This window comes from Micromonospora sp. DT201, assembly GCF_049841575.1.
Taxonomy (GTDB): Bacteria; Actinomycetota; Actinomycetes; order Mycobacteriales; family Micromonosporaceae; genus Micromonospora.
In genome coordinates, this window is sequence record NZ_JBNCKP010000010.1 from 106,459 (window position 1) to 130,505 (window position 24,047).

Annotated in this window: 20 protein-coding genes and 2 pseudogenes; 6 read left to right on the forward strand and 16 right to left on the reverse strand. The window is 67.0% G+C overall.

Annotated features, from left to right (window positions below; translation table 11 throughout):
• Nucleotides 1-197 precede the first annotated feature (197 nt).
• Both ACLQ28_RS18445 and ACLQ28_RS18450 read right to left on the reverse strand, forming a co-directional pair.
• The gene (locus tag ACLQ28_RS18445; RefSeq protein ID WP_425687507.1) at nucleotides 198-1,259 is read right to left on the reverse strand and encodes an NB-ARC domain-containing protein; all 1,062 of its coding nucleotides are present in this window, start codon (nucleotides 1,257-1,259) and stop codon (nucleotides 198-200) included.
• Nucleotides 1,217-2,110, reverse strand: coding sequence for an AfsR/SARP family transcriptional regulator (locus ACLQ28_RS18450; RefSeq protein ID WP_425687508.1), 894 nt, complete (start codon nucleotides 2,108-2,110; stop codon nucleotides 1,217-1,219). The genes ACLQ28_RS18445 and ACLQ28_RS18450 overlap by 43 nt, the downstream gene beginning before the upstream one ends.
• Before the next feature lie 1,139 nt (nucleotides 2,111-3,249).
• Here ACLQ28_RS18450 and ACLQ28_RS18455 point away from each other — a divergent pair.
• Together ACLQ28_RS18455 and ACLQ28_RS18460 are read left to right on the forward strand one after the other, a co-directional pair.
• Nucleotides 3,250-3,395: pseudogene (locus ACLQ28_RS18455) on the forward strand (IS3 family transposase); the annotation flags it as partial.
• Nucleotides 3,396-3,607: 212 nt separating this feature from the next.
• The gene (locus tag ACLQ28_RS18460; protein WP_425687509.1) at nucleotides 3,608-3,844 is read left to right on the forward strand and encodes a hypothetical protein; all 237 of its coding nucleotides are present in this window, start codon (nucleotides 3,608-3,610) and stop codon (nucleotides 3,842-3,844) included.
• 324 nt (nucleotides 3,845-4,168) lie between these two features.
• On the opposite strand, the gene ACLQ28_RS18465 is transcribed toward ACLQ28_RS18460, so the two are convergent.
• The 6 genes and pseudogenes from ACLQ28_RS18465 to ACLQ28_RS18490 all read right to left on the reverse strand — a co-directional run bounded on the left by ACLQ28_RS18465 (nucleotide 4,169) and on the right by ACLQ28_RS18490 (nucleotide 8,469).
• Nucleotides 4,169-4,513, reverse strand: a complete 345-nt coding sequence (locus ACLQ28_RS18465) for a hypothetical protein (RefSeq protein WP_425687510.1) — start codon at nucleotides 4,511-4,513, stop codon at nucleotides 4,169-4,171.
• Between the two features lie 176 nt (nucleotides 4,514-4,689).
• On the reverse strand, nucleotides 4,690-4,860 hold the full coding sequence (locus tag ACLQ28_RS18470) for a hypothetical protein (RefSeq protein WP_425687511.1): 171 nt from the start codon (nucleotides 4,858-4,860) through the stop codon (nucleotides 4,690-4,692).
• 172 nt (nucleotides 4,861-5,032) lie between these two features.
• Nucleotides 5,033-5,371 (reverse strand): hypothetical protein, encoded by a 339-nt coding sequence (locus ACLQ28_RS18475; protein WP_425687512.1) that lies wholly within the window; start codon nucleotides 5,369-5,371, stop codon nucleotides 5,033-5,035.
• Between the two features lie 455 nt (nucleotides 5,372-5,826).
• Nucleotides 5,827-6,089 (reverse strand): annotated as a pseudogene (locus ACLQ28_RS18480) (IS6 family transposase); the annotation flags it as partial.
• 81 nt (nucleotides 6,090-6,170) lie between these two features.
• On the reverse strand, nucleotides 6,171-7,898 hold the full coding sequence (locus ACLQ28_RS18485; protein WP_425687513.1) for a DUF2207 family protein: 1,728 nt from the start codon (nucleotides 7,896-7,898) through the stop codon (nucleotides 6,171-6,173).
• A 4-nt stretch (nucleotides 7,899-7,902) separates the two neighbouring features.
• Entirely contained in the window at nucleotides 7,903-8,469 is a 567-nt protein-coding gene (locus tag ACLQ28_RS18490) for a LemA family protein (RefSeq protein WP_425687514.1), read from the reverse strand.
• A 217-nt stretch (nucleotides 8,470-8,686) separates the two neighbouring features.
• Here ACLQ28_RS18490 and ACLQ28_RS18495 point away from each other — a divergent pair, with 217 nt between their 5' ends.
• Nucleotides 8,687-9,508: a transposase family protein gene (locus ACLQ28_RS18495; protein WP_425687515.1), complete on the forward strand. Its 822-nt coding sequence runs from the start codon at nucleotides 8,687-8,689 to the stop codon at nucleotides 9,506-9,508.
• Nucleotides 9,509-9,989: 481 nt separating this feature from the next.
• On the opposite strand, the gene ACLQ28_RS18500 is transcribed toward ACLQ28_RS18495, so the two are convergent.
• The 8 genes from ACLQ28_RS18500 to ACLQ28_RS18535 all read right to left on the reverse strand — a co-directional run bounded on the left by ACLQ28_RS18500 (nucleotide 9,990) and on the right by ACLQ28_RS18535 (nucleotide 18,762).
• Nucleotides 9,990-11,063, reverse strand: a complete 1,074-nt coding sequence (locus ACLQ28_RS18500) for an SMI1/KNR4 family protein (protein WP_425687516.1) — start codon at nucleotides 11,061-11,063, stop codon at nucleotides 9,990-9,992.
• A gap of 199 nt (nucleotides 11,064-11,262) precedes the next feature.
• Nucleotides 11,263-12,111 carry a hypothetical protein gene (locus ACLQ28_RS18505; protein WP_425687517.1) on the reverse strand — a complete coding sequence of 283 codons (849 nt, stop codon included), beginning with the start codon at nucleotides 12,109-12,111 and terminating at the stop codon, nucleotides 11,263-11,265.
• 206 nt (nucleotides 12,112-12,317) lie between these two features.
• Nucleotides 12,318-12,608 carry a hypothetical protein gene (locus ACLQ28_RS18510; RefSeq protein WP_425687518.1) on the reverse strand — a complete coding sequence of 97 codons (291 nt, stop codon included), beginning with the start codon at nucleotides 12,606-12,608 and terminating at the stop codon, nucleotides 12,318-12,320.
• Between the two features lie 79 nt (nucleotides 12,609-12,687).
• Nucleotides 12,688-12,981 carry a barstar family protein gene (locus ACLQ28_RS18515; protein WP_425687519.1) on the reverse strand — a complete coding sequence of 98 codons (294 nt, stop codon included), beginning with the start codon at nucleotides 12,979-12,981 and terminating at the stop codon, nucleotides 12,688-12,690.
• 200 nt (nucleotides 12,982-13,181) lie between these two features.
• Nucleotides 13,182-14,063 (reverse strand): DUF4265 domain-containing protein, encoded by an 882-nt coding sequence (locus ACLQ28_RS18520; RefSeq protein WP_425687520.1) that lies wholly within the window; start codon nucleotides 14,061-14,063, stop codon nucleotides 13,182-13,184.
• Nucleotides 14,064-14,128: 65 nt separating this feature from the next.
• Nucleotides 14,129-14,620, reverse strand: a complete 492-nt coding sequence (gene lepB, locus ACLQ28_RS18525) for a signal peptidase I (RefSeq protein WP_425687521.1) — start codon at nucleotides 14,618-14,620, stop codon at nucleotides 14,129-14,131.
• Nucleotides 14,621-14,855: 235 nt separating this feature from the next.
• Complete coding sequence (locus ACLQ28_RS18530) at nucleotides 14,856-15,848, reverse strand: hypothetical protein (RefSeq protein ID WP_425687522.1); 993 nt, start codon at nucleotides 15,846-15,848, stop codon at nucleotides 14,856-14,858.
• A gap of 205 nt (nucleotides 15,849-16,053) precedes the next feature.
• Nucleotides 16,054-18,762, reverse strand: a complete 2,709-nt coding sequence (locus ACLQ28_RS18535; protein ID WP_425687523.1) for an MGH1-like glycoside hydrolase domain-containing protein — start codon at nucleotides 18,760-18,762, stop codon at nucleotides 16,054-16,056.
• Nucleotides 18,763-18,804: 42 nt separating this feature from the next.
• Between ACLQ28_RS18535 and ACLQ28_RS18540 the strand changes: the two genes are divergently transcribed.
• The 3 genes from ACLQ28_RS18540 to ACLQ28_RS18550 all read left to right on the forward strand — a co-directional run bounded on the left by ACLQ28_RS18540 (nucleotide 18,805) and on the right by ACLQ28_RS18550 (nucleotide 24,021).
• Entirely contained in the window at nucleotides 18,805-20,748 is a 1,944-nt protein-coding gene (locus tag ACLQ28_RS18540) for an amylo-alpha-1,6-glucosidase (protein WP_425687524.1), read from the forward strand.
• A gap of 139 nt (nucleotides 20,749-20,887) precedes the next feature.
• Complete coding sequence (locus ACLQ28_RS18545) at nucleotides 20,888-22,222, forward strand: glycosyltransferase family 4 protein (protein WP_425687525.1); 1,335 nt, start codon at nucleotides 20,888-20,890, stop codon at nucleotides 22,220-22,222.
• Nucleotides 22,223-22,305: 83 nt separating this feature from the next.
• The gene (locus tag ACLQ28_RS18550; RefSeq protein WP_425687526.1) at nucleotides 22,306-24,021 is read left to right on the forward strand and encodes a serine/threonine-protein kinase; all 1,716 of its coding nucleotides are present in this window, start codon (nucleotides 22,306-22,308) and stop codon (nucleotides 24,019-24,021) included.
• Nucleotides 24,022-24,047: the final 26 nt, after the last annotated feature.

Below are 24,047 nucleotides of genomic sequence, written 5' to 3' on the forward strand. Positions count from 1 at the left end.
CATGCAGGCCGCATGATCGCGCTCGATCCATGTTCGAGTGGCCTCCCGACGCCGAGGACACCACTACAACATGGATCGAGCGCGATCATGCCGGAAGTACTCGGGGAATGCGATCAGGTCCCGCCAGTCCGGATGGGTCTGGAACATCTGAGCGGCACCGTAGATCGGCCGGCGGCCCCAGTCGCCCTGCGAACGCTTCACCCGGAGCGGGTCGGATATTCCACCTGAAGGTCGTCGCCGAAGAACGCCGCGTGGTACGCAGCGCACTGATCAGTCGGGAGCGCCCGCCACCGGTTGATCGGCTGCCGGGGCACGGACGGCAGCGCGGCCAGTTCGGCGGCGTACTCGCGGACCAACCCCGGGAGCCGGTATCCGGCCAGCTCGTCGAGGTACACGAGGTGCGTGTCGATCAGCTCCTCGAGTGCCCGCCACGCCCGTTCGGTGTTGACGCCGAGCCGCGCCGCGGCGCCGTCCGGCAGCAGCTGCCCGTCCGGTGCGCCGCCGAGCAGTTCGAAGAGCCGACCGGCTACCTCATCCTCGGAGCGGACCGCCGCGTAGCCGGTGGCGAGTCGTTCCCGCATGGAGAGGTCACCGTGCGCCAACCAGTCCAGCCGGCGACGCCCGTCGCCGATCTGCTCGACCAGCCGATCCATGGGCAACGCTGGCCGGCCGGCCAATCGGGCGCCGGCGACCCGCAGGGCCAGGGGCGAACCCGAGCAGTGCCGGAGCAGCTCGCGGGTCGCGGCGGGATCGGCGTCGAGGCGCTCCGGGCCCGCCAGCGCGCCGAGCAGGGCCCGCCCGTCGGCGTCACCGAGTGCGCCGACCGTGATCCGGCGTACCCCGTCGAGGCTCTGCAGCTGGCGCTGGCCGACCACGACGAGTGCGGGCCCGGGACCGGCGGGGACCAGCGGGCGTACCTGCGCGGCGTGGGTGACCCCGTCCACCACCAGGAGGATGCGGCGGCCGGCGAGCCGGGAGCGGAGCCGACCGGCCCGCTCCTCCGGGTGCTGCGGGACGTCGGCGGCGACGACGCCGAGGCTGCGCAGCACCCGGGCGACGACCTCCTCGGCCGGCACGTCGGTCCGGTACCCGAGGTCGACGTAGACCTGGCCGTCGGGGAAGGCGGCCGCGACGGTGTGGGCGGCGCGGACCGCGAGTGCCGACTTGCCGCCGCCGGCGGGCCCGCAGACGACCGCGACGGCGGGCGTCGGGCCGGTCACCGCAGCGACCACATCGGCCAGTTCCCGGGTACGCCCCACGAAGGCGACCAGGTCCGCCGGCAGCTCACGGGGGCCACCCAGCTTCCGTCGACGGCCGACACCCGGTGCTGGGCGACAGGGACTGGTTCGACCACCACAGGCGGCGCCCAGCCCAGCTCGGGCGATCGGTCGAGCATCGCGCGGTGCAGTGCCGCCAGTTCGCTGCCCGGCTCGATGCCGAGTTGGTCGTAGAGGCTGTCTCGGGCGGCCCGGTACGCCGACAGCGCGGCGGGGGTGTCGCCGCACCGGAAGAGGGCGAGCATCAGTTGACCCCACGCGCGTTCCCGCAACGGATGAGCCGCGAGGTGCTCGCGCAGATCGGCGAGCAGGTCGGCGTGCTCACCGACGGTCAGCCGGACCTCGGCCAGCTCCTCGAAGATCTGCAGCCGCTGCTCGTCCAGCGTCGCCCACCGGTTGTCCAAAGACGTGCTACGCGGCACGCCCCCACCGGCCGGCCCGCGCCACTGGGCGAGGGCATCGGTGAGCCGGCCGATCACGGTCACCGGGGCAACGTTGTCCCGTCCTGCCCGAGCGTCCCCCGCCAGTCGGAGGAACTCGACGACGTCCAACTCACCCGCGGCCAACCGCAGCTCGTACCCGCCCGGATGGGCGACGATCCGATCGCCGACCGCGCGGCGCAAACCGGCCACATGGGAGCGGAGGTTCGCCACCGCCGAAGCAGGGGTGGAACCGGCCCAGACCATCTGCGAGAGCCGGTCCAGCGAGACCGGCCGGTTCGCCTCGAGGGCAAGCCCGGCGAGCACCGCCCGACGCTTGGCAGCGCCGACTGTCACGAGCTGGTCATCGACCCGTAGCTCCACAGTGCCCAGCAGTCGGACATCGATCTTCATCTCACCGCTCCCCCGTTGAACCTTGAGCGCGCTCAGGCTAGGCGGCGGCGCAACGGCACGACAAGGCTTGCGCAGGGCGACATTAGGGTGACAAACGTCTATGTTTACGACGGCGTGTCGATGTAACGAAATTGGCAGGACGGACGCCCCGGCGAGACATCTGCGCATTCAACCCGACCGGTATTCACCACGATCCCCACCGATAGCGTCCGTCGTATAACCGAGGAGATCATCCACTCTGCCGGGGCAAGGGTGACAAAAGTGCGCACGGCGACGATGGCCAGCACGGCTGTCTGGGCTTGTACGGCGCGGCCAATCGCCGCACTCGCCGGCGCTGCTTTCCGTGATCGGTCGGGCACCAGAGGACCCCTCGCGGGCCAAAGACCGAGTTAGACCGACAGCGCCGACGAAATTTCAAGTAGATCAGCAAGCACATGCCCTGCCGGTCCCCAGGGTTGCGACGGCTGTAGCGGCCGTCACAAACTACCCCACCCTGGCTCTGCTGGCGCCATTGTGGCCATCTCTCAGGGTCCCGCAGTAGCCATTCGGCCAGCTCGCCGGAGCCCGCGCCACCCCCACAGGCCCTCAGTGCAGATTCCACAATCGCTGTCGCATCGGCGGGCAGATCGGCATCCCCGAAGGCGGGCAGCAGCAGCAACAGCCGTTGCTGCGGCACAGTCACTCCGTATGGCGCTCCCGACCAACTAGCGACTGCAATCAGCTCGGGCCAACTCAATCCTGGGCGAAATTCGTGACCCCCAACGTTCGCCAAACCGATCGGGTGTTCACCGTTTGACCGACAAAGTATATATTCCATGCTTAGGTCATCCGTCAAATTTCGGTATACCACATCAACCTCATGCCCGCCACGCAACCCGAGCGGGAACACTGGCCACCTGTCCGCGTCGGTCAACAAGCTGAAGTAACTCAGACAGGCCGATTCGTCAACCTCAAATGCCTCCGTGACCACCGAAGGCAAGCGTATCGCACAAATATGTCGGCCAAAAGATCGGCTCAGCCAGGAATGGCGTACCGTCGATCAAGGGAAAGTCTTCGTATCCAGGCATCTTCACGCCTACATACCCTGCCACTGGTCGTTCGGTCTACGACTTCGCCGGGGCCTTGGCCAGCCATGGCCCACCCATCAAGCTGCCCGCCAGGCCATATTCGAGTACATTAAGAGTGGTACAACACCCGCCGCCAGCACTCGACCCTGGGTTACCTCAGCCCCGCCGCCTTCGAAGCCACCGACTCGCACCTGCTACCAGCGATCCAGGCAGCCTGAACTGCTGCCGGCCGTCGCCGTCCTCGCGGTCGGCGACGCGCTGCTCGCCTCGGCGGTCACGCGTGCGCTCATCAACGTGTTCGCGGCCGGCCCGACCTCGGGCTGTCCATGGTGAGCAGCCCGAGGTCGAAGCCGACCCCCCTCTCGCCCCAAGTAGGCGGATGGCACAGCAACCGTGCCATCCGCCCACAACTGCTCATGGAACTGTGTTAATGAAAACTAGCCATCTTTGCCAGATCGCGTATCTGATTCAACGCACCTTCTCGATCCGCCCCAGGGCGGAGAAAAAGTTCGGATTCCGCCCAAGGCACCAACCGGTCTCTGATCGACAGCAGCAACTCCTGCCGCACATTCTCATCGAACTGGTCCAGTACAACTATTCCCAGGTTCTCATCTACAACTTCATCAAGCGCGCCAGCCGCACTTTTGTCTACGACACTCCGCGATAGCCGGCGAACCACCCAGTCAAAGAGCCATGACGGTGCCGACCATGCCAGGTCTCGACTTTCCGACAAAGAAATCAAGCCTGCCATGTCCGTTGCGACCCTCCAACCGTGAACACTCGCGCCCCGGTCGGTGGAGAGACCGCCTCGGGGGTTGACCACCAGGGAACTCCCCACATCCCCATATCCACCCAGCCCATGCGCTCGATCTCAACGGAACTTCGCCCATATCCGACACGCCAACGCGGGCATCATCACTCCCCGCCACTATCGATCATGAACCGGCTGTGCGGAACGATACCCACCGGATGGTGGGCATTGTCGCCATTCTCAATCCTGATTCTTCTCCAGCGATTCCGCTCTTTCATTCAACGCTGCGGCGATTTCACCCCAGTCGGGACCAAAGTTTCGCAGATCCGTCGCCGCCTCTCTCAGCAGAGCCACGTCGTCCGGCCTCTGTAGACAGGCCATCCGGTACGCGAGATTGCGCGCCCACACCGGTAGGCCCATCCAATCCTCGTCGAGCACGGCATGGAGAACGGCGACGATTTCGTCCGCCGGTGAGAATGTGATCACCTCGACGAACTCCTGCTCGATGTTCCTGACCTCGGCCAGACCGCGCTCGCCGAACTGACCCGACGACAACTTCCGGGCCAGGTCAAGCAATGTTTCCACTCGGCCTCCACATCCCCGTCAGTTGAGCCAGTTTACGACCCCGGCTCGATGCTGTGAATCAGCGCCGCTTCTTACGCCTCGTCTCAAGGTCCTCCAAGTGATCAAACAGAGCTTGGCAAATCAGACGATCGAACGAGTTATTCCGCATCTCCAAGGGCAGCCAGGATGCAGGATCGTCAGGAGCCAGCTTCCGAAGGAGCAAAGCTTCCCACCCCTAGGTTCTGCCCAGTTCCGAGGTCGCCAACCAACTTCTCCTTAAGCTTGGCCAGCAGATCATCACCAGAGCCCTCCTCGTACCCCTTGAGGAAGGCCACGTACATGCCGTACGAGCCGTCCAGCCCGAACATACGAGGCCGCTGCCGAAGATTCTGAATGAGTCTCCGTCGATTCACGAAACAGGTGTCCACTTCAAGATGTCGCCGCCATATTCCCAGCGGGATTCGAACTCCTCCTTAGGATCACCTTAAGCGCGGGCACGGGCCTGTCGCCAGTACGACGACAGACCCGGCCGACTTGATCTTATTCCTCTGCGGCGTCAGCCTGCTTTCGCAACTCTTCTGCTATACGGTCCCAGTCTGGGCCATGATTGAACAGGTCAGCCGATGCTTCCCGCAGCAGGGCCGAATCTTCGGGTCGCTGCAGGCAGGCCAAGCGATAGGCGAGGTTGCGGGCCCAGATCGGAAGACCGGCATAGTCCTCGTCGAGGACCGTTTCAAGCATGCGAACGATTTCATCCGCCGAAGCGAATGTCACCGCTTCGAGGAACTCGGATTCAACCTTTGCAAGTTCCACCTGGCCCTGGCTCCAACTGGCCGCAGAAAGCAACCGTCCCAGTTCTAACAGGCTTCTCAAAGTCACTCTCACTAGTTGAGCCAGTACATGCCGACACTGACTGAATTTGGTCCCGTCTGCACCACTCGGTAGCTGATGGAGCTCCCGTCAACGTCTACTGTTCGAGCCGGAGCCTGGGCTCCACGTCCACCCGCCGGCAGCGTCTCACCTCCCGACTTGTAATTTTCAATATCTTTGATAATGGAGTGCTCGACCTGATCTGGAGTTAGGGAGGTGTTACGTAGGTCCGTGGGTTGACCACAACTCCGATGCCCTCACCAATCTTGCAGTAGATTCCGCTGAAATCCTCCTTGGAGGCGCTGCTGTCGGCGGAGGCCTTACGCTGACAGTTTCCGGCCTCGCCGCATGCGCGGTTACTGAGCCTTTCCGCGCAACGTGTTAGTGACTGAGAGTTGTCACGTGGTACGGGCGTGGTCGAAGTGGAGGATGACCAGGGCAGCGGCGACGATACGGCCTCCCGTCCGGTAGACGCAGCGCCACCCGCCGTTGACCTTGACATAGGTCTCGTCGACGTACCAACGGTCACGGGGTGAGTGATGGGCGAACCGGGCGGCATCGGAGTGAACCGCTGCGCCCACCGGTAGACCGTTACATGGTCGACCTCGATCCCGTGTCGGCGAGCAGTTTCTTCGACATCGCGGTAGGAGAGCCCGTATCGCAGGTACCACCAGACCGCCACGACGATCACCTCGGCCGGGGAACGGAACGCCGCGCGACCAGGCAATGTACGAGGCGAAGCGATCTGGCGCCTTTCTCCAGACCCCGTTTGTGACCGGCCAGGGCAGCCGTCGTTCGGATGGTTTCTCTACTTGGGCGGGATGAGGGCGGCGATCTCGCAGCGGGTGAGCAGCCAGGGCAGGTGCGGCGTCCCGATCTGTCCGCGGCCGCGGGCGACGACCACCAGCGTGACGTCGCCGACGCGCATCACCGCGCGGTCACCGCTGGCGTACGCCTCGTCGCCGATGCCCGGAAGCAGGGTCGCCGCCCTGCGCCCGTTCGTTTGCCACGCGAGCCTCCCGGCCATGCCGGCGGCCCATTCCGCGCGCAGCAGCAGGCTGTTGTCGGCCTCGGAGCGGAAGTCAACGCGCTGTGGCTGTTGCCGACGGTCCGCGCGTACCGGTTGGCCGACGAGCCGTGCCACGTCGTCGACCGACAGCGGAAGGGGTCCTGCCGTGCGGACTTCGCCGAAGAAATCCCTGAGCGCCGGGCCGGTCTGTTCGTCGGCGAACGCGGCCGCCGGCCGGGCTTGCGCCGCCGATCGCCGGATCACCGCGGTGACCCGTCTGCTCCAGGGCCGGGCGGTGATCGTTACGACGTCGCCGGAGTGGCATCGGTCGCTCCACCTGGCGGGCAGCCCCCAGGCCGTGGTCGTGTCCGTGGTGCCGTCGTCGATTACCAGGTAGTCGAGTCGGGGACGGCCGTTGTGCTGCCGCCAGGGACGGCGTGCGAGGACTTCGCCGGTGACCTCCTCGGACCTCGCCAGGTCGAGCAGGGCACGGACCAGCACGTAGACGCCGACGGTGATCAGCGCGTATCCGGGTAGCGAGTACCGGCTTGGGTGACCGGCGATGGCCGCGGCGATCGAACCTGCCGCCACGAACAGCATCGCTTGGAGGATCAGGGTGCGGGTGGTGCTGGCACGCCAGGGGCCTCGCGGGTACCGCACCCGGATCCGGCGCCAGCCGCCCTGGTACGACGACCACAGCCTGCGCCGCGTGCCGACCTCGAGATCGAGCACGTCACTGGCCCGCCGGGTGACGCCCAGAGCGGAGCCGTACGCCAGGTAACGGTCCCAGACCGCCACCGCCGAGGGTGGCAATTCCGCGAACTGCTCGTGGTTCCGCAGCCAGACCTGTACCCCGAACCAGCGGGAGGCGGCCTCCAGCCCGGTCGGGGTGTCCCGTTCGCCGATGTGCTGCACCAGGCCGACAAGCGCGGCGGCGAACGGCAGGACAAAGCAGAACGCCACGAGGCGGTGGGTGTGGTGCACGGCCATGGAGCCGCACGTCACGGCGATCGCGAGCGTGCCGAAGTGCAGTGCCGTCATCATTGTTCGGCCGAACCGGCGCTCGGACAGCCCGGCCGCCCTCGCGTCGGCGACCACGGCGGCGCGCAGCCGGCTGTTCCAAGCCTTTGACTCGTTCTCGTTGCGGAAGGCCAGCGCGGTCAGCGGTACCACTCCGTCGACGGCGAGCCCGCGGATGCGGTCCAGCACCTGCCGCTCGTACGGCCGCAGACCGCTTGGGTCTGGCTGATTGCGGGCCAGGTGCACGGTGGTGCGGTAGGGGTCGGCATCCGGCTGGCGCAGCTCGTAGTAACCGGCCGCAGCCAGATCGAGCACCGTCGACTCAGCCGTGTCGACGCTCGTGGACCAGCCGTTGACCAGCATGCTGACTACGGCCGGCGACTCCGAGCCGAGGTCCATAGTGGCTGGTCCCACCGGCGGCGCCGCGGGCCGGGTGACGATTCGGCAGCCTGCATACGCGATCAGCCAGAGCCCTACGCTGGCCACGGCGATGATGAGTTCGAGCATCGGTCTAGAAACTGACCTCGACCGGGCCTCGTTCCGAACCGGCCACCGCGAACAACTCCCGCCGGTGGAAGCCGAGCAAACCCGCAATCAGGTTGGCGGGAAAGCTTTCGATCGCAGTGTTGTACTGCTGTACGGCGTACGTCACAAACTGCCGCGAGTATGCGATCTTGTTCTCGGTGGTCGCGAGCTCGGCCTGCAGCGCCGCGAAGTTCTCATTCGCCCGCAGCTGCGGGTACGCCTCGCCGAGCGCGATGAGCCGGCCCAGCGCCCCGCTCAGCGCGCTCTCGGCGTCGGCCTGGCCGGCGTCGCCGCCGGAGTGAGCCATGGCCGCGCCGCGGGCGGTTACCACGGCGTCGAGGGTGCCGCGCTCGTGCGCCGCGTATCCCTTGACGGTCTCGACGATGTTCGGGATGAGGTCGTGCCGCCGCTTGAGCTGTACGTCGATCTGCGACCAGGACGCATCGACCTGGTTACGCATGCGGACCAGCTTGTTGTACAAACTGACCAGCCACACCGCGAGCAGCGTAACGGCAGCCAGCCCGACTAGACCGACGACCACAACCGATATCATGGCGGGCAAGATAGCTTACTGGGCTAAGCGTGCCGACGGTGGCCCGCACTGGTTGACTGAGCCATTGCGCGCAACGGTCCGCTTGCCGACTGTAGTGGGCTCAGTGTCCGGAAGGTCCGAGACGCGCCTGATCGGCCATGCCACGTAGAAAAGGCGCAGAACCCCGGTACGAAGTGGTCCTCTCACAGATCAACTTCACAGGGGTCCTGCGCCGACGATGAGTGTCACGTACACCGCCGTGTTACCCGTAGACGAGCACACCGTGGACTTCCTGACCGGGTTGTTCGCCGCCGAGCGCGTCCGCCGGGGCACCCGGGCCGGCACCCGCGCCCCGTGCTGCCGCGACCAGGCCGTCATGGTGTTGCGCTGGTTCCTCGACGGCACCCGGATGCGGCAACTCGCCACCGACAACCAGACCAGCATCTCGACCGGCTACGACTATCTGAACAAGGGCATCGATGTCCTCGCCGCCCGCACGCCCAGCCTGCACGCCGCGCTACTCGCGGCCAAGGCGGCCGGGCACGACTACGTGAACATCGACGGCACCCTGATCGAGACCGACCGGTGCCGCACTCCCGGCCCGACCGAGGGCGTGGACTTGTGGTGGTCCGGCAAACACGACCAGCACGGCGGTAACGTCCAGGTCGTCACCGTGCCGAACGGCTGGCCGATCTGGACCTCCGAGGTACGGCCCGGCCGGGAACACGACACCACCGCCGCACGCGCCCACGCCGAGATCCTGCCCGCTCTCACCGAGGCCGGCGCCGACCTGCGTACCTTGGGCGATCTGGGCTACGAGGGTCTCGCCGACACGGTCACCGTCGCGTTCAAAAAACCGAAAACCGGCGGACTGCTCCTCGCCCAGCAGCAGTTCAACAAGGCACACAACAGCCTGCGCGCGATCGGTGAACGCGGCAACTCGCTGCTCAAGACGACCTTCAGAGCGCTACGCAATATCAGCCTCAACCCGTGGCGGATCGGGAAGATCGTCGCCGCCGCGCTGGTCATCCTCCACATCGACCACGATCGCACAACATGACGACCGTCCGTAGTCACTACCTTGCGCGGAAAGGCTCACTGCGCCGGCGCTTGCGGGGGTAGTTACCGCACCTATCACCGCTGCGGGTTGCGGGCTGGAGCCGCTTCTGCCCCAGGTGCCGGCACTGGCGGTCTGGTTGTCCGTCTTCACCGTCGGACCCGCGCTGGGATTGACCGTGTACTTCGCCTCGGTGGCCGCCCCGGACACCGTCGGGAAGCGGGCGTACACCTGGTAGGTGCCCGACTGGGGCACGTTCAGCTGCCAGGTGAACACGTTGGTGCCCGTACCCGCCCGATGGCGCGACAAGGTGGCTAATGTCAATGTTTATCGGCAACGTGTCGATGTAACGAAATCAGCAGGGAGGACGCTCCGGAAAGATCCGCACCGCCAACCGATCCGGCATTCGCCACGCCCCGCGCCCTGGCGTGCTCGAAGTGCCGGGGCGGCACCGGTCAGCCGGCCGAGCCTTCGGGAAGGAACTTTACGCGCCAGTCCAGGGGGAGCGCGCAAAAGAGACCCCGATTTGGCTGTGTTGATCGCTATACCTGAGAAGAAATGAACTGAATGAGAAGTCATCAAGAAACACCGGCTGAAAATCGGGTGCGATCATCGCTACCCCCCACTGGTTGGGGTCTGCACCGCCAGCCTTCCAGTTGATAGTCCAACCGTCGGCGATTGCGCCCCAGGCTATGAGTGCAACCGGCTCCGGATAGAGGGCCGACATTACATCTGAAGGCATGCCGGCCGCCCGCGCTCCCTGACGCTGCATGAGTTCGACCATGTCAAACTCACTCGCCGCCATGGGGGCATAAATTCGTACGTCGCAGAAGATACCGACACCAAATTCGTCGATGAACGACTTATAATCGTCCGGGAAGGGGATTCCCAACTGCCGTTCCACGTTCTCCCAGTTGCGTGCCTCTGGCCTCACGGCCGGTGAACCTAGGACATGGGACAGTTCAGGGAATTCATTGCTCGGCGCCCGACTGCCCCACCTAAATTGATCACGCTCAAGGACGCGCGGAAGCGATTGTCGGACCTTGGGCTGAAAAGCCCTGAAGCCTCCTAGCAAGGAGGGCGCAGCCGCCTCCGTAGTGGCAAGCGCGACCACGTCCCCCAGTACAACCTTGAGGAGGAACTGGCACACGCCACCCGAAAAAGAATGCCACTCAGTGAAGTCAACGTCAGCCCAGACGACAATCCATGAGTCAGGCTCTGTCGAATTGGTGAGCCAGAAGAAGAGCTCCCCGCGCGGGCCTTCCCCCCACGGCAGAAGGCCATCCGGCTCGGGGAAGATAGGGTAGGGGAAGACTCCGTCACCGTCCGCCCTCCATTCGCGCATGTCATTCAGCCGGTGGCTGTAGTAGCCCAGGAAATCCTCAGGATCACCCCTTTTCACACCGGGACGAATAACGGTTATCGCTTCGGCGAACCTCCCGTCTGGAAACCGCTCCACCAAAGCCTTGTAGTCCCCAGGCAACGCCAGGTTTCCCAGCGACCGCTCTATCAACGACCAGTCGAAAGGCCTGCCGGACTGACCGTCCGGCAATTCCACGGCACTGACAAGCCTATCAATACATCCCATGGACGTCATCCACGCTCAACTCCCGCTTCGTGAACTGCTGCAGCAGGCCACCGTCCCGGGTCAGCTCAGACCCGCCGCACGGGCCTGCTCCACCTAGATCGTGAAAGACCTGGGCCAAGGCTGCGTGAAAACTTGACACAAGTGTGAAGAACCTAGGGACCAAAGATCGTTAATACGCGGAGATCCGCCCTGCGCGGTCCTCGGCTGGATCCCGATCGGCTAGAACGTTGGGGGGATGCACGTTCCAGAAATTCGGCCGTCCGGGCGGCAACACCGGAACTAGAGCCTGGTAGACCCGCTCGGCCGCACCCTCGTCGTATTGCGAGAAGCACTCGGTGGCCTGAGCCAGGTAGCCGCCGCCAGCGAGATGCTTGACCCTTACGAAAGCGCCGGTCCCGTTCAGTCCGGCCTCGCCCCCTAGCCGGTTGCCGATCTCTTCAGGCAGAAGTGTGATCCAGCCATAACCGCGCAGAACCCGCCGGGCTCGGGGAAGTACATCGACCGGATCGACACCCAAGGCCAGTTCCAGTACAGACGGATAAACTTCCCACTTCCAGGAAATCTCGCCGTACACCGGATCGGCATGGTTCGCCACCGCCTCCAGGAAGCCGACAAACCGTTGCTGGTTTGCCCCTTCGGCCAGAAAGCTGTCGCCGGAAACCTGCATGAGCAGCCAACGATCGCCATCGCCCACCCTTTTGCACTGGACAATCAGCCCCTGCCCGTCTGGACGCCCCTGTTCATCGTTCGTGATGATGTCGAACCAGGCGAGATCAGGCACTTCGTCAAACCCGTCTAGGAATTGCCGCCACGCCTCCGGGGAGTAAGGCCGGCTGAAGTCGCTCCCATCACTCTCAAGCCCGATCATCGCACTGATGGCGCTTGGGCCTCGTACCGCACGAGCCTCGCCAGTCAACTGCTCGGGAGAGACATCAAGAACCCGTTGGTGGAAACGTGCGCCCAAGTCATCCCATGCCCGGCCAAAGAACATTTTAATCACCGAGACGACCTTCTCCATATCATCCTCGATGGCTACGCAAAGGTGGGCTCGAACCAAACTTGCCGACCGATTCCAGACCGCATTGACCTCTTCGGGCGTTGGCCTTCGCCGACGTTCCACCAGCAACTCCCTGCTAGAGCAGACCACGTGATCATGGCATGGATCACCTTGCATGGCGTGGCGGGCCACGGTGCAGGCTGACCCGCCACGCCAACTTAAATCAGCTAGCCGACAAGTTCGAAAAGCCCTCGAGAGGCCGCCCCCACACCGCCGGCAGCAGCGCCGCCGGTGCCGGCTGCTGCACCACCACCAAAAATGGCCCATCCGCCGAATATCAAGGCGGCCGAACCGCCACCGATGAGAAGCGCGTCGTACGCGTAGGACGAGTACTGCTTGTCGTAGCTGGTGGTCAGCGGCGCGCTGTTCTCGTTGTAGGTGAACGACGTCGAGTTCACCACCGTGCCCGACTTCGACTCGGTGACCTTGTCGACCTGGTTCAGCCTCGTATAGGTCATCCCGTGCATTACGGGCGTCAGACCGACGAAAAGTGCTGCCGTTCAGATCAGGTATTCGGGCTAAGCGGCAGCCACCGTTTCAGTCACTTATTGACAGTTCAAAGCGTTCAGCTTCGCCTCGATTTCGATCGCACTCCTCCGCTCGCCGCAGGATCGCCACGATCTCGTCAAAGCGATCCCTTCCCATGGCTTTCATGCTGACCCGCGCGTGGTTCCAGACCAGCCGCACAGGACGCTCAACATCGAAGCTCACGCGATCCCAAAGAGCGTCCAGGTTTTTCCCGTAATAGGGCCCGAAGTCAAGCAGACGAGCTATCTCAGCATGAAACTCAGCAGCCGATCTGATCCGCCGACCATCCAAATCGACCCGCATTCTCACTTCCAGTTCAGGAGTTGATAGATGAACCCATAGTCGTCACCCGAATAGGTGAAAGACGTCGCCACCGGAGAAGCCTTCGACTCAGAAGCTCACTGGGGCCCGCCGACAGTCGGCGGGCCCCAGCGTTCGGGGCTATTTGTTTATGATAGACGAGAACATCGGAGTTGCGCCGCGCATTGGTTACTCAATCAGCGCTATGCGAGCGGCGCGAACAGTGGTCGCATGACGAACCTGATCATGCCCGTCAGATCGGGCCGCAGCGTCGCCATCTCGCCTTGGACATCGGGAGAGCAAGCAGGCCAGGCCGCCTTGAGCCACACCTGTTCAGCCTTGTAGAGCTTCCCCCAGCCAGCGGAGACCTTCTTTGCGAGCAGCCCCGTCTGATTAGCGGTGGCGCAATACCGCAGGAGGTACACTACTGCGGGAATCGCTTCAGACTGCGCCGAAAGCATCGCAGGGTTAAGGGCCCCTGCGAACTTCGGCGCAGGACCCGAGAGTATCGCGTCGAGAAGTTCCGAGACGCCGCCCCTAGATCGCCCGTCACCAGCGACCGCTAAACAGCGAAGGGCGTAACGTCGCACCGCAGCGTTTTCGTCAGCCAAACATGCTACGGCAACGTCCGACGCCTCAACTCCATCACGCTTTGTAAGCGACACCAGCGCCGCGCACCGCTCACCTTCCATAGCTGCCACATCTGTCGCGTGCCCCTCAAGAAGAGTACTTACTCTTGAGGTTGTTGCCGCAGCAGGAACAGTGACCGCAATCACACATGCCGCGTGTGCGTCGATTTCACCCCCAACTTCGGAAAGCTGCGATTCCATACTCCTAAGGTCCTCTATCTCCAAGTCCCGTCGGTAGTAAAGCTGCAGCGCGTAGTAGTCGCCGTCGCGAACCACATGGTAGGTCCGTCCGCCATCTCCGATGCGGACGGTGTCCCCGCGGGCTATACCGTCCGCCATCAGCGGCGAACGCTCCAGCACATACAACTCCGCCTCATCAGGGGTTACCAGCAGCGGTTCAAAGGAATCCTGACCTGCCCGTGTCCTGCCAATCAAAACCTGAACGACTTCTGGCAAGGGACTCGGTCCGTCCTTCCGTCCGTATTTCCACAGCGCCCAACGCGCAATCGGCGCCCGCCCGCTCAGAACTCCACGACGCCGATCACGTTCTTGGCGGGGAGCGGCCCATTCTGCGAGGAGTCGTTCGCCACGCCTCGGTAGTCGCCAAGGAGATATATCTCGCCCGGCGGCACCGTGATGGGTTGGATCTGCGCTGGTGGGCCATCTATCTGGATGTAGGGCTCGTCCTGCCCGGTGCCGTTACGGATGACCCAGCCCTGGGGATCGCAACAGGCGATCGTGTCGCCGGCAACCGCCACCACGCGTAAGAACCGGGGCCGTCCATCGGGGTTCCACCCGCGACTCTCCGGTGGAGAGAACATCACGACGTCGCCTGTGCGTGGCTGGTAGTCGCCGGGCTTCACCGCCGTTACGCTGACCGTGGATCCTTTCTTGATCGTCGGCTCCATAGTGGGTGAGTTGACCTCGTAGCGCTTGCTCTGGGAGCCATCAACAAGCGACGTGCAGGCGGTCAGACAGAGGACGAGTCCCATCAGGGCGACAATCTTTCGCACGCCGGAGATCATGTCAGCTTGCCTCCTGCAAATCCATGGCCGGCGGACGTGAAGCCCAGCTCCGGCACTGGGCCGGCTACCCGGCTCCCGAAGGAGCACTGGTGGCGTTGGTGCCCTCCGAGTCAGGTTGGCGAACCTAATAGGTTCTGTCCCAACTCGGAGGGCACCTGCCTGTCATCGACCGTTGTCGCAGCCGGTGGTCACACCTGCCCGGGTAAGACTCCGGCCAGCTAGTTCAGCTCTGCCGGTTCGGGCTGGCAAGGGCATCCCATTCCTCGGCGCTGGAGATCGTCTGCCCGGCTGGCAGATAGAACGCTCGGCGCGGCGGATCGGCTACCGTGAAAGGCGTGAACTCCGGATCCGCAAGTAACCGATAGACGAATTCCGTGGTGGACACGTCGAACCGGTGCCATGACTCCAGCGGGTCCTTTCGGGCGATCACCGGCCACTGGTCGGCGTCCACCGAGCGGTCAGCCAGCCAGAAGAACGGCGCCGGCATCACGAAGACCGGCTCACCGCCACCCATACGGACGAAAGCGATCGAGCCGTCCTCCCGCTGCTGGGCGGTGAGGCCGGCCGTGTCCAACGTGAACGTGTACGACACCGGCCCGCTCGGCGCCCGGCGCAGGACGATCTTCTCCTTCAACGCCGTGGAGGTGACGTCATACACGACATCCGCGCCACCGGCCACACCGGCGTAGGTCACCCTCGAGCCGGACACCGTCGGCGTCACGCCCCTCGCCGCGCCCTCCAGACCCAGCTCGATGCTCCGCCCACCCTGCTCGAAGCGGACCAGCTCATCCGAGCTGTCACCGAACAGGCTGGTGAAGCTGTTCGTCCGGTTGCCCTGGACGTACCCCTTGTCCTTGACCGGACGGACCCGGGTGTCGATGGTCTGGAACTTGCCGTTGGCGTCCCGGTAGTGCAGCGGAACCATCGAGATCTCGGCCTGCGTCCGACCGTCCGAGAGCTGGTAGACCTTGCCGTTGGCGGTCCGCTTACCGGTCAACTCCTCGACCCGCTTCTGCGGCGGCCACTTCTTCGCCGGCGGCGGCTTCTCCTGCACCGCCAAGCCGGCGCTGACCACCTCGGGCTTGGCCCGATTAGATCCGCTCCCACCCACCAGGTTCTCGGCGGCCTTCCCGATCCTGGAGAGGAAACCGTCGTCCTCCGCGGCGCTCGCCGCGCGATCCGCGCTGTCGGGTTGTTGGTCCGGTAGGACCTCCATCCCGCCCAGCGTGGCCACCAGGGCCAGCGCCAGCCCCCCGGATCAGGGGGCCCCGCAATTTCTTCCTCACCCGTTTTCCTCCGGTCTGGAGACAGACACGTCGGGTGCAGGCTAGGAACGGGCGATATACGGACCGGCATCACTCAGCTACTTTCCAGCAGCCGACCCCGGCCGAGCAGGGGTTCGGGAAGCCTCCTGGCGGACGTCAGCGTCGTAGCGTGAGGATCAGGTCGGCCACCAGGGCTGTCCAGCCGGTCTGGTGCCAGGCGCCCAGGCCGGCCCCGTTGTCGCCATGGAAGTACTCGGGGAACGCGATCAGATCCCGCCAGTCCGGATGGGTCTGGAACATCTGAGCGGCGCCGTAGATCGGCCGTCGACCCCAGTCGTCCTGGGTGAAGAGCGAGATCAGCCGAGCGGAGAGGTCGTCGGCGATCTCGTCCAGCGAACGCTTCACCCCGGAGCGGGTCGGGTATTCCACCTGCAGGTCGTCGCCGAAGAACGCCGCGTAGTCACGCAGCGCACTGATCAGCAGGAAGTTCGTCGGCATCCAGATCGGACCCCGCCAGTTCGAGTTGCCACCGAACAACCCGCTTGTCGACTCGGCCGGCTCGTAGCCGACGGAGAACTCCTGCCCGCCGAGGGTCACGGAGAACGGCTTGTCCAGGTGCGCGCGGGACAGCGTCCGCAGGCCGAAGTCGGAGAGGAACTCGTCGGAGTCCAACATCCGGGCGAGCAGTCGGACCACCTGCTCCGGGCCGACCATGGACAGCAGCCGCTGCTGCCGTCCGTCGGGGCCCAGCCGTCGGGTGCCGATCACCTGGGCGTACTCCGGGCGGTTGGTGAGGAACCAGCGCAACCGGGCGCCCAACTCCGGCAGGCGGTGCAGGGTCTTCGCGGTGAGCCGGGTGGTCGCGGCCAACGGCAGCAGACCAACGACGGAACGGACCTTCAGCGGCACCTTCGTGCCGTCGGCGAGACGCAGCACGTCGTAGAAGAAGGCGTCCTCGTCGTCCCACAACCCCTGCTCGTACGCGGCGGCGGCGATGTAGGCGAAATGTTCGAAGAACTTGGTGGCGGTGTCCACCCAGGTCCGGTCGTGCTCGGCGAGCACGATCGCCATGTCCAGCATGTTCAGCGCGTACATGGCCATCCAGCCGGTGCCGTCGGACTGCTCCAGCACACCAGCCACCGGCAGCGCCGCCGAGCGGTCGAACGGCCCGACGTTGTCCAGCCCGAGGAAACCGCCCTCGAAGACGTTGTTGCCGCCGGTGTCCTTGCGGTTGACCCACCAGGTGAAGTTGAGCAGCAGCTTGTGCATCACCCGGGCCAGGAACTCGTAGTCCCGGCCGCCGTCGATCTCGAACACCTTCAGCGCCGCCCACGCGTGCACGGGCGGGTTCACGTCACCGAACGCCCACTCGTACGCCGGGATCTGCCCGTTGGGGTGCAGGTACCACTCGCGCAGCAGCAGCAGCAGTTGTTCCTTGGCGAAGCTCGGGTCGACCCGGGCGATGCTCACGCAGTGGAAGGCCAGGTCCCAGGCCGCGTACCAGGGGTATTCCCAGGGGTCAGGCATGGAGATGACGTCGAAGCTGGTCATGTGCCACCAGGCGCTGTTGCGCCCGTGCCGGCGCCCGGCCGGCGGCGGCGTCGAGCCCGGGTCGCCTTCGAGCCAGCGTTTGACGTCGAAGTGGTAGAACTGCTTGCCCCACATCAGCCCGGCGATGGCCTGCCGTGCCACCAACGCCTCGTCCGCGGTGGCGGCCTGCGGGATCACCCCGGCGAAGAAGCGGTTCGCCTCGGCCCGCCGCGCCCACACCACCGCCTCGAAGCCGTCGCTGAGGTCCGCCGGAGGCGGCGGCGCGGCAGCCGGCGGTGAGGCGGTACGGGTCAGCCGCAGCCGAATCTGGCGCTGCTCGCCGGCCGGCACGTCGAGCACGTAGTGCAGTGCGCCCTTGGTGCCCTCCCGGGCCGGGTTGACCGTGGCCGCGCCGTTGACCACGTGGTCGTTGATGCCGTCCTTCGGGTACGGCGAGCGGCCGGGCAGGCCCCAGAGCCGCTCGGCGTTTGTGTCGTTGTCACAGAGCAGCGGCACCGGGCCACCGTCGCCCTCCAGCAGCAGTTGGCCGAGCACCCGGTGCTCGCCGACGAGCCGGGTGCCCTGGCCGGTCAGCTGCGGGATCCGGTCGCCGCCGGGCAGGCCCCAGGCCCAGGTGTTGCGGAACCACAGGGTGGGCAGCACGTGCAGGGTCTCCGCCTGGTCGGCCCGGTTGGTGACGGTCACCACGATGCAGAGGTCGGTCGGGGACGCCTTGGCGTAGTCGACGGTCACCGCCCAGTACCGGTCGTCGTCGAAGATCCCGGTGTCCACCAGCTCGTACTCGGTGTCGTCGCGGCCGCGCAACGCGTTCACCGCGACGAGTTCGTCGTACGGGAAGGCGGCCTGCGGGTAGTGGTAGCGCCAGCGCATCCAGGAGTGGGTGGGCGTGGAATCCTCGTACCACCAGTATTCCTTGACGTCTTCGCCGTGGTTGCCGCTGTCGCCGCCGAGGCCGAACATCCGCTCCTTGAGGATCGGATCCTTGCCGTTCCACAGCGCGAGAGCGAAGGCGAACGTCTGTCGTTCGTCGCAGACGCCCGCCATCCCGTCTTCATTCCACCGGTAGGCTCTGGACCGCGCGTGGTCATGCGGGAAGTAGTCCCAGGCCGTACCGTGCTCGCTGTAGTCCTCCCGTACCGTCCCCCACGCCCGTTCGGACAGATAGGGACCCCATGCGCGCCAGTCCTGCTCCCCCGAGTCGGCCTGGGCGAGCCGGAGCCGCTCAGCGTCGGGTGGCGAGTCGTCGGAGGACGATCGGTCAGTGATCACGTGCACATCTTTGACGCCGCCGCGGTACTTGACCACAGCGGCCATTCTCGTCGTGGCGTGTTACACCCCGCTGCCGGTGGAGGAAAGTTGATTGACATTCACTTCGGCCCGCAGGTCCTCGGCGATCTGACCAGTGCGGCTAGCCGGGAGTGGCTGGTCCCCGACGGCCTCGGCGGCTATGCGATGGGCACGGTCGGCGGGCTGCGAACGCGTCGTTACCACGGTTTGTTGGTGGTCCCGGGCGAAACCCCGGCGTCCCGTCAGGTGGGATTGGTCAGTCTGGACCCGACGGTCACCCTGCCGTCTGGTGCCCGGGTGCGGCTCGGCGCGCACGAGTGGTCCTCCGGCGACGTGGACCCGCGCGGCTTCGAGCTGTTGGAGCGGTTCGACCTGGTCGACGGGCTGCCCCGGTGGCGGTGGCGGATCGGCGCGGTGGTGATCGAGCGGGAGGTGGCCATGTTGCCCGGCCGCTCCTGCGTGGCGGTGGTGCACCGGCTGGTCGCCGGCGGGCCCGTCCGGCTGGACCTCTCCGCCGCCTGCACCTGGCGCGACGCGCACGGCGAGCGGCGTGCCGACGGCCCGATCCCGCAGGTCGAGGCGGTGGCCGACGGCGCGGTGGTCGAGGGTGCGTACCGGCTGGCCGGCCCGGGCTGGACGCCCGAGGGGCAGTGGTGGCTGGGCGTACACCACCGCGAGGAGGCCAACCGGGGTCTGCAGCCGGACGAGGATCTCTGGTACGCGGGACGCTTCGCCGGCGAGTTGGAACGCCCCGGCGACACGGTGTCGGTGCGGGCCTGGGCCGCTCCGCTCGACCTGGAACCAGGGCCGGCGGAGGGCATCGTGGCGGCGGCCCGTCGGCGCAACCGGCACGTGGTGGCGACGGCGAAGCCGGCCGACGACGTGGAGGCCACCCTGGTGCTGGCCGCCGACGCGTTCGTGGTGCGCACCAACGACGCCGCAGCGGACGTGGTCGCCGGCTACCCGTGGTTCGGGGCCTGGTCCCGGGACACGATGATCTCCTACGAGGGGTTGTTCCTCTGCACCGGTCGGGCCGACCTGGGAAGGTCGTTGCTGCGGTCGTACGCGGCGACGCTGTCCGAGGGGATGCTGGCCAACACGGCCGACACCGGTCGGGTGGAGTACAACACCGTCGACGGCACGCTGTGGTTCCTGCACGCGGTGAGCCGGCACGTCACCGTCACCGGTGACACCGATCTCGGCGACGAGCTGCTGCCCGCACTACGTGCCGTGATCGACGCCCATGTGGCGGGCACCCGGTACGGGATCCGCGTCGATGAGGCCGACGGGCTGCTCACCCAGGGCGCCCCCGGCACCGCGCTGACCTGGATGGACGCCCGGGTGTACGGCGTACCGGTCACCCCGCGTACCGGCAAGCCGGTCGAGGTCAACGCGTTGTGGATCAACGGGCTGGCCGGGCTCGCCGAGTTGACCGAGCTGGCCGGGCAGGACGCGGCCGAGCTGTGGCGACGGCACAGGACGGCCACCGCCTCGTTCCGGGAGCGGTTCCCGGCACCGACCGGCTGGCTGCACGACGTGCTGGACGCGCCCGCGCCGGCGTACCCCCTGGGTGGGGCCGCCCTGCACGACGACGACGCGCTGCGCCCCAACCAGCTGCTGGCCTGGTCGCTGCCGTTCGCACCGATGGAGCCGGACGAGGCGACGCTTCGCCGCATCTCCGGCGGGCTGTTCACCCCGCTCGGGCCGCGCAGCCTCGCCCCAGACGCGCCGGAGTTCGTGGGCCGGCACCGGGGTGGCCCGGCCGACCGGGACGGCGGCTACCACCAGGGCACGGTCTGGCCGTGGCTGCTCGGCCCGTACGTCGACGCCGCGCGCCGGGGAAAGATATCAGTCGATGACGTTTTCGTCGGTATTGAGGCCCATTTGACCGAATATGGGCTAGGCTCGGTAAGCGAAACGGCCGACGGCCTCGCGCCGCACACCGCGACCGGCTGCCCATTCCAGGCGTGGTCGGTGGCCGAGCTGCTGCGGGTGCGCCGAAAGGGTCAGTAGCGCTTTACACGACCGCAACGGTGGTGTCGCCGCTGGTTATCGCGATGCCGGCAGGATTGGCCCCGATCCAGACGCGACGGCGACATCGACTTCCGGTGTCGGTCGGCGCGCGCCCGGGGACAACTCAAAGGGGGCCCGCATGTCACCCGATGCCCACGTGATCGACATCCACCCCGCCCGGCAACTGCGGGTGCTGATGCTCTCCTGGGAGTACCCGCCGGTGCTCGTCGGCGGCCTCGGCCGACACGTGCACGCCCTCTCCGTCGCCCTCGCCGCCGCCGGCCACGAGGTCACAGTCGTCACCCGGCACAGCGACGGCGCACCCCTTGAGGAATACGCCGACGGCGTCCGCATCCTGCGCGCCCCCGAAGACCCCGTCACCTTCCCCCTCGCCACCAGCTCCCTGCTCGCCTGGACCATGGCCTTCAACCACACCCTCACCCGCACCGCCCTACGCGCCACCGAAGCCGGCACCTACGACGTCATCCACGCCCACGACTGGCTCGTCGCCCACACCGCGATCACGCTGGCCGAGCACCTAGACCTGCCCCTGGTCACCACCATGCACGCGACCGAGGCGGGGCGGCACCAGGGCTGGTTGCCCGAGGAGATGAACCGGACCATCCACGGCGTCGAGCACTGGCTCAGCAACTCCTCGGTCCGGGTGATCGCCTGCTCCGGCTACATGCGCGAGCAGGTGACCGCCCTGTTCGACGTACCGGCCGCCCAGGTCGACGTGGTGCCCAACGGGGTCGACGGCCGGGCCTGGCGGGCCCGTCCACGAGCGGTCGCATCGGCCCGAGCACGGTTCGCCGGGGACGGCCCGTTGGTCGGGTACGCCGGCCGACTTGTCTACGAGAAGGGCGTCCAGCACCTGGTGCACGCGGTGCCACAGCTGCGCGAGCAGCACCCGGGGCTACGCGTGGTGATCGCCGGCGACGGCCCGTACCGCACCGAGTTGGAGGCCCAGGCCCGGCGGCTGGCGCTCTGCTCGACCGTCCGGTTCACCGGCTTCCTCGATTCCACCCAACTGCCGGCGATGCTCGGCGCCACCGACGCGACAGTGGTGCCCAGCCTCTACGAGCCGTTCGGCATGGTGGCGCTGGAGGCGGCTGCCGCCGGGGCGCCCCTCGCCGTGGCCCGCACCGGCGGCCTCGCCGAGATCGTCGAGTCCGGCGTGACCGGCGTGACGTTCCCACACAGCGACCCGGACGCACTCGCCGGCGCGGTCGGTCAACTGCTCGGCGACGAGGTCTTCGCCCGAAGGGTGGCCCGCCGGGCCCGCACCATGGTCGGCGAGCAGTACGGATGGGCCAGCATCGCGGCCCGCACCGCTGCCAGCTACACCGCTGCCCGTCGGGAACACGGCCCGCTGCAGGCCCGGCGTGCCGCCGCTCGGCTGGCTGGCGGACGTGCCCGGATCGCCATCCCGGAGGGCAATCTGCTGGCCCGCGCCGAGCACGCCGCCTGCTGAGCTGAGTCGGGCGACCGATAGGTGACTTCCGATCCGCTGGTTAGGGTGTAGCCCGGACAGCGGTTGAGGAGGAGCGTGCACAGGTGCTGATCGCTGGTCGGTACCGGCTGCTCGACCTGGTGGGTCGCGGGGGCATGGGTCGGGTGTGGCGGGCCCGCGACGAGATGCTGCACCGCGAGGTGGCGGTGAAGGAGATCGTGCCGCCGAGCTGGTTGGCCGATCGCGAACGGGACGAGCTGCGCTCGCGCACCCTGCGGGAGGCGCGCGCCGCGGCCCGGCTCAACCATCCCGCCGTGGTCCGGCTCTACGACGTCATCCCGGTCGAGGGCAGCCCGTGGATCGTGATGGAGTACGTCCCGTCGCGCACCCTGCAGGACCTGGTAGACGCCGAAGGGCCACTGGAGCCGGCCCACGCGGCCCGGATCGGTCTGGCCGTGCTCGACGCGCTGCAGGCCGCGCACACCGCCGGGGTGCTGCACCGCGACATCAAACCGCAGAACGTGCTCGTGGCGCACGACGGGCGGGTGATGCTCACCGACTTCGGGCTGGCAACCTTCGACGGCGGCGACGGCGTGATGACCCGCCCCGGCATGGTCTTCGGCTCCCCGCAGTACGTCGCCCCGGAGCGGGCCGCCGAGGGGGTCTCCTCGGTGGCCGCCGACCTGTGGTCGCTCGGGGCAACCCTGCACGCCGCTGTGGAGGGCCGCTCCCCGTACGCCCGCAGCACCGCGATGGCCACCCTGACCGCACTGGCGGCCGGGCCACCGGACCCGGCCCCGCACGCCGGGCCGCTCGCGCCGGTGCTCGCCGGGCTGCTGCGTCGAGACCCACGCCACCGCCTCGACCACGAAACGGCCCGCCGGTTGCTCACGACGGCCGCGACCGGCCGCATCGACCCACCGCCGTCGACCGACCACCTCGCCCCAACGGCGGGCGACCGGAGCACTGTGGCCGAGGACCTGGCCGATCAGGACCCCACCGTTCCGCTGCCCGAGCCCGGCCAGGCCGCCGACCCGGGTAACCAGGCTCCGGCGCTCCCCCGGCCGAACGGACCGCGCCCGGCACGGCGGGCCGCGCTGGTCGCCGTGGCGCTACTGGTGGCCGCCGCGGCCGGCGTGGGCACCGCCCTGGCCGTCACCGCCGATGAACCCACCGGCACCGGCGACAAGCCCACCGGCACCGCCACCGGCACCGCCGCGCCGCCGCCGTACGGCCCGCCGCCAGACGGAGGCGGCCCGGATGGCCCGTTCGGTCCCGGCCCCGACCGCCCCCCGCCGGGCGGGCCCGCAGTGCCCCCGCCACCGTTTCCCTGCGTTCGCCCGGACGTCATCGGTGCGCCGGTGGTGGCCGGCGCGCCGGTCCCCGGCGGAAAATTCCGCCCGCCACCCGGCTGGGTCTGGCACACCGACACCACCGGCTTCCGGGTCTCCGTTCCGGCGACCTGGCGATACTCACGCGACGGCACGGTCGCCTGCTTCCAGGACCCGGCGACCGGCCGGGCCTTCAGCGTCGACAAGGACGGCGCGGCCGACCCTCTGGCCCGGCTACGAGCCGCCCGCGACGCGGCGGCCGGGGCCGGGGCACTACCGGGGTACGACGAGGTCCTGCTCGCCGCGAACGACGGTGGTGCGGAGTGGGAGTGCCGCTGGAGGGCACCGGAGGGGCCCTGGCTGCACGCCCGGCAGCACACCGTCGGGGCCGTTGGCTGGACGCTGGGCTGGATCACCCGCGACGAGGACTGGGCGATGGCCGGCGCAGATTGGGCGAAGGTGCGAGACAGTTTCCAACCACCCCACTGACCTGCACCGTACGGCCATGATCCAAA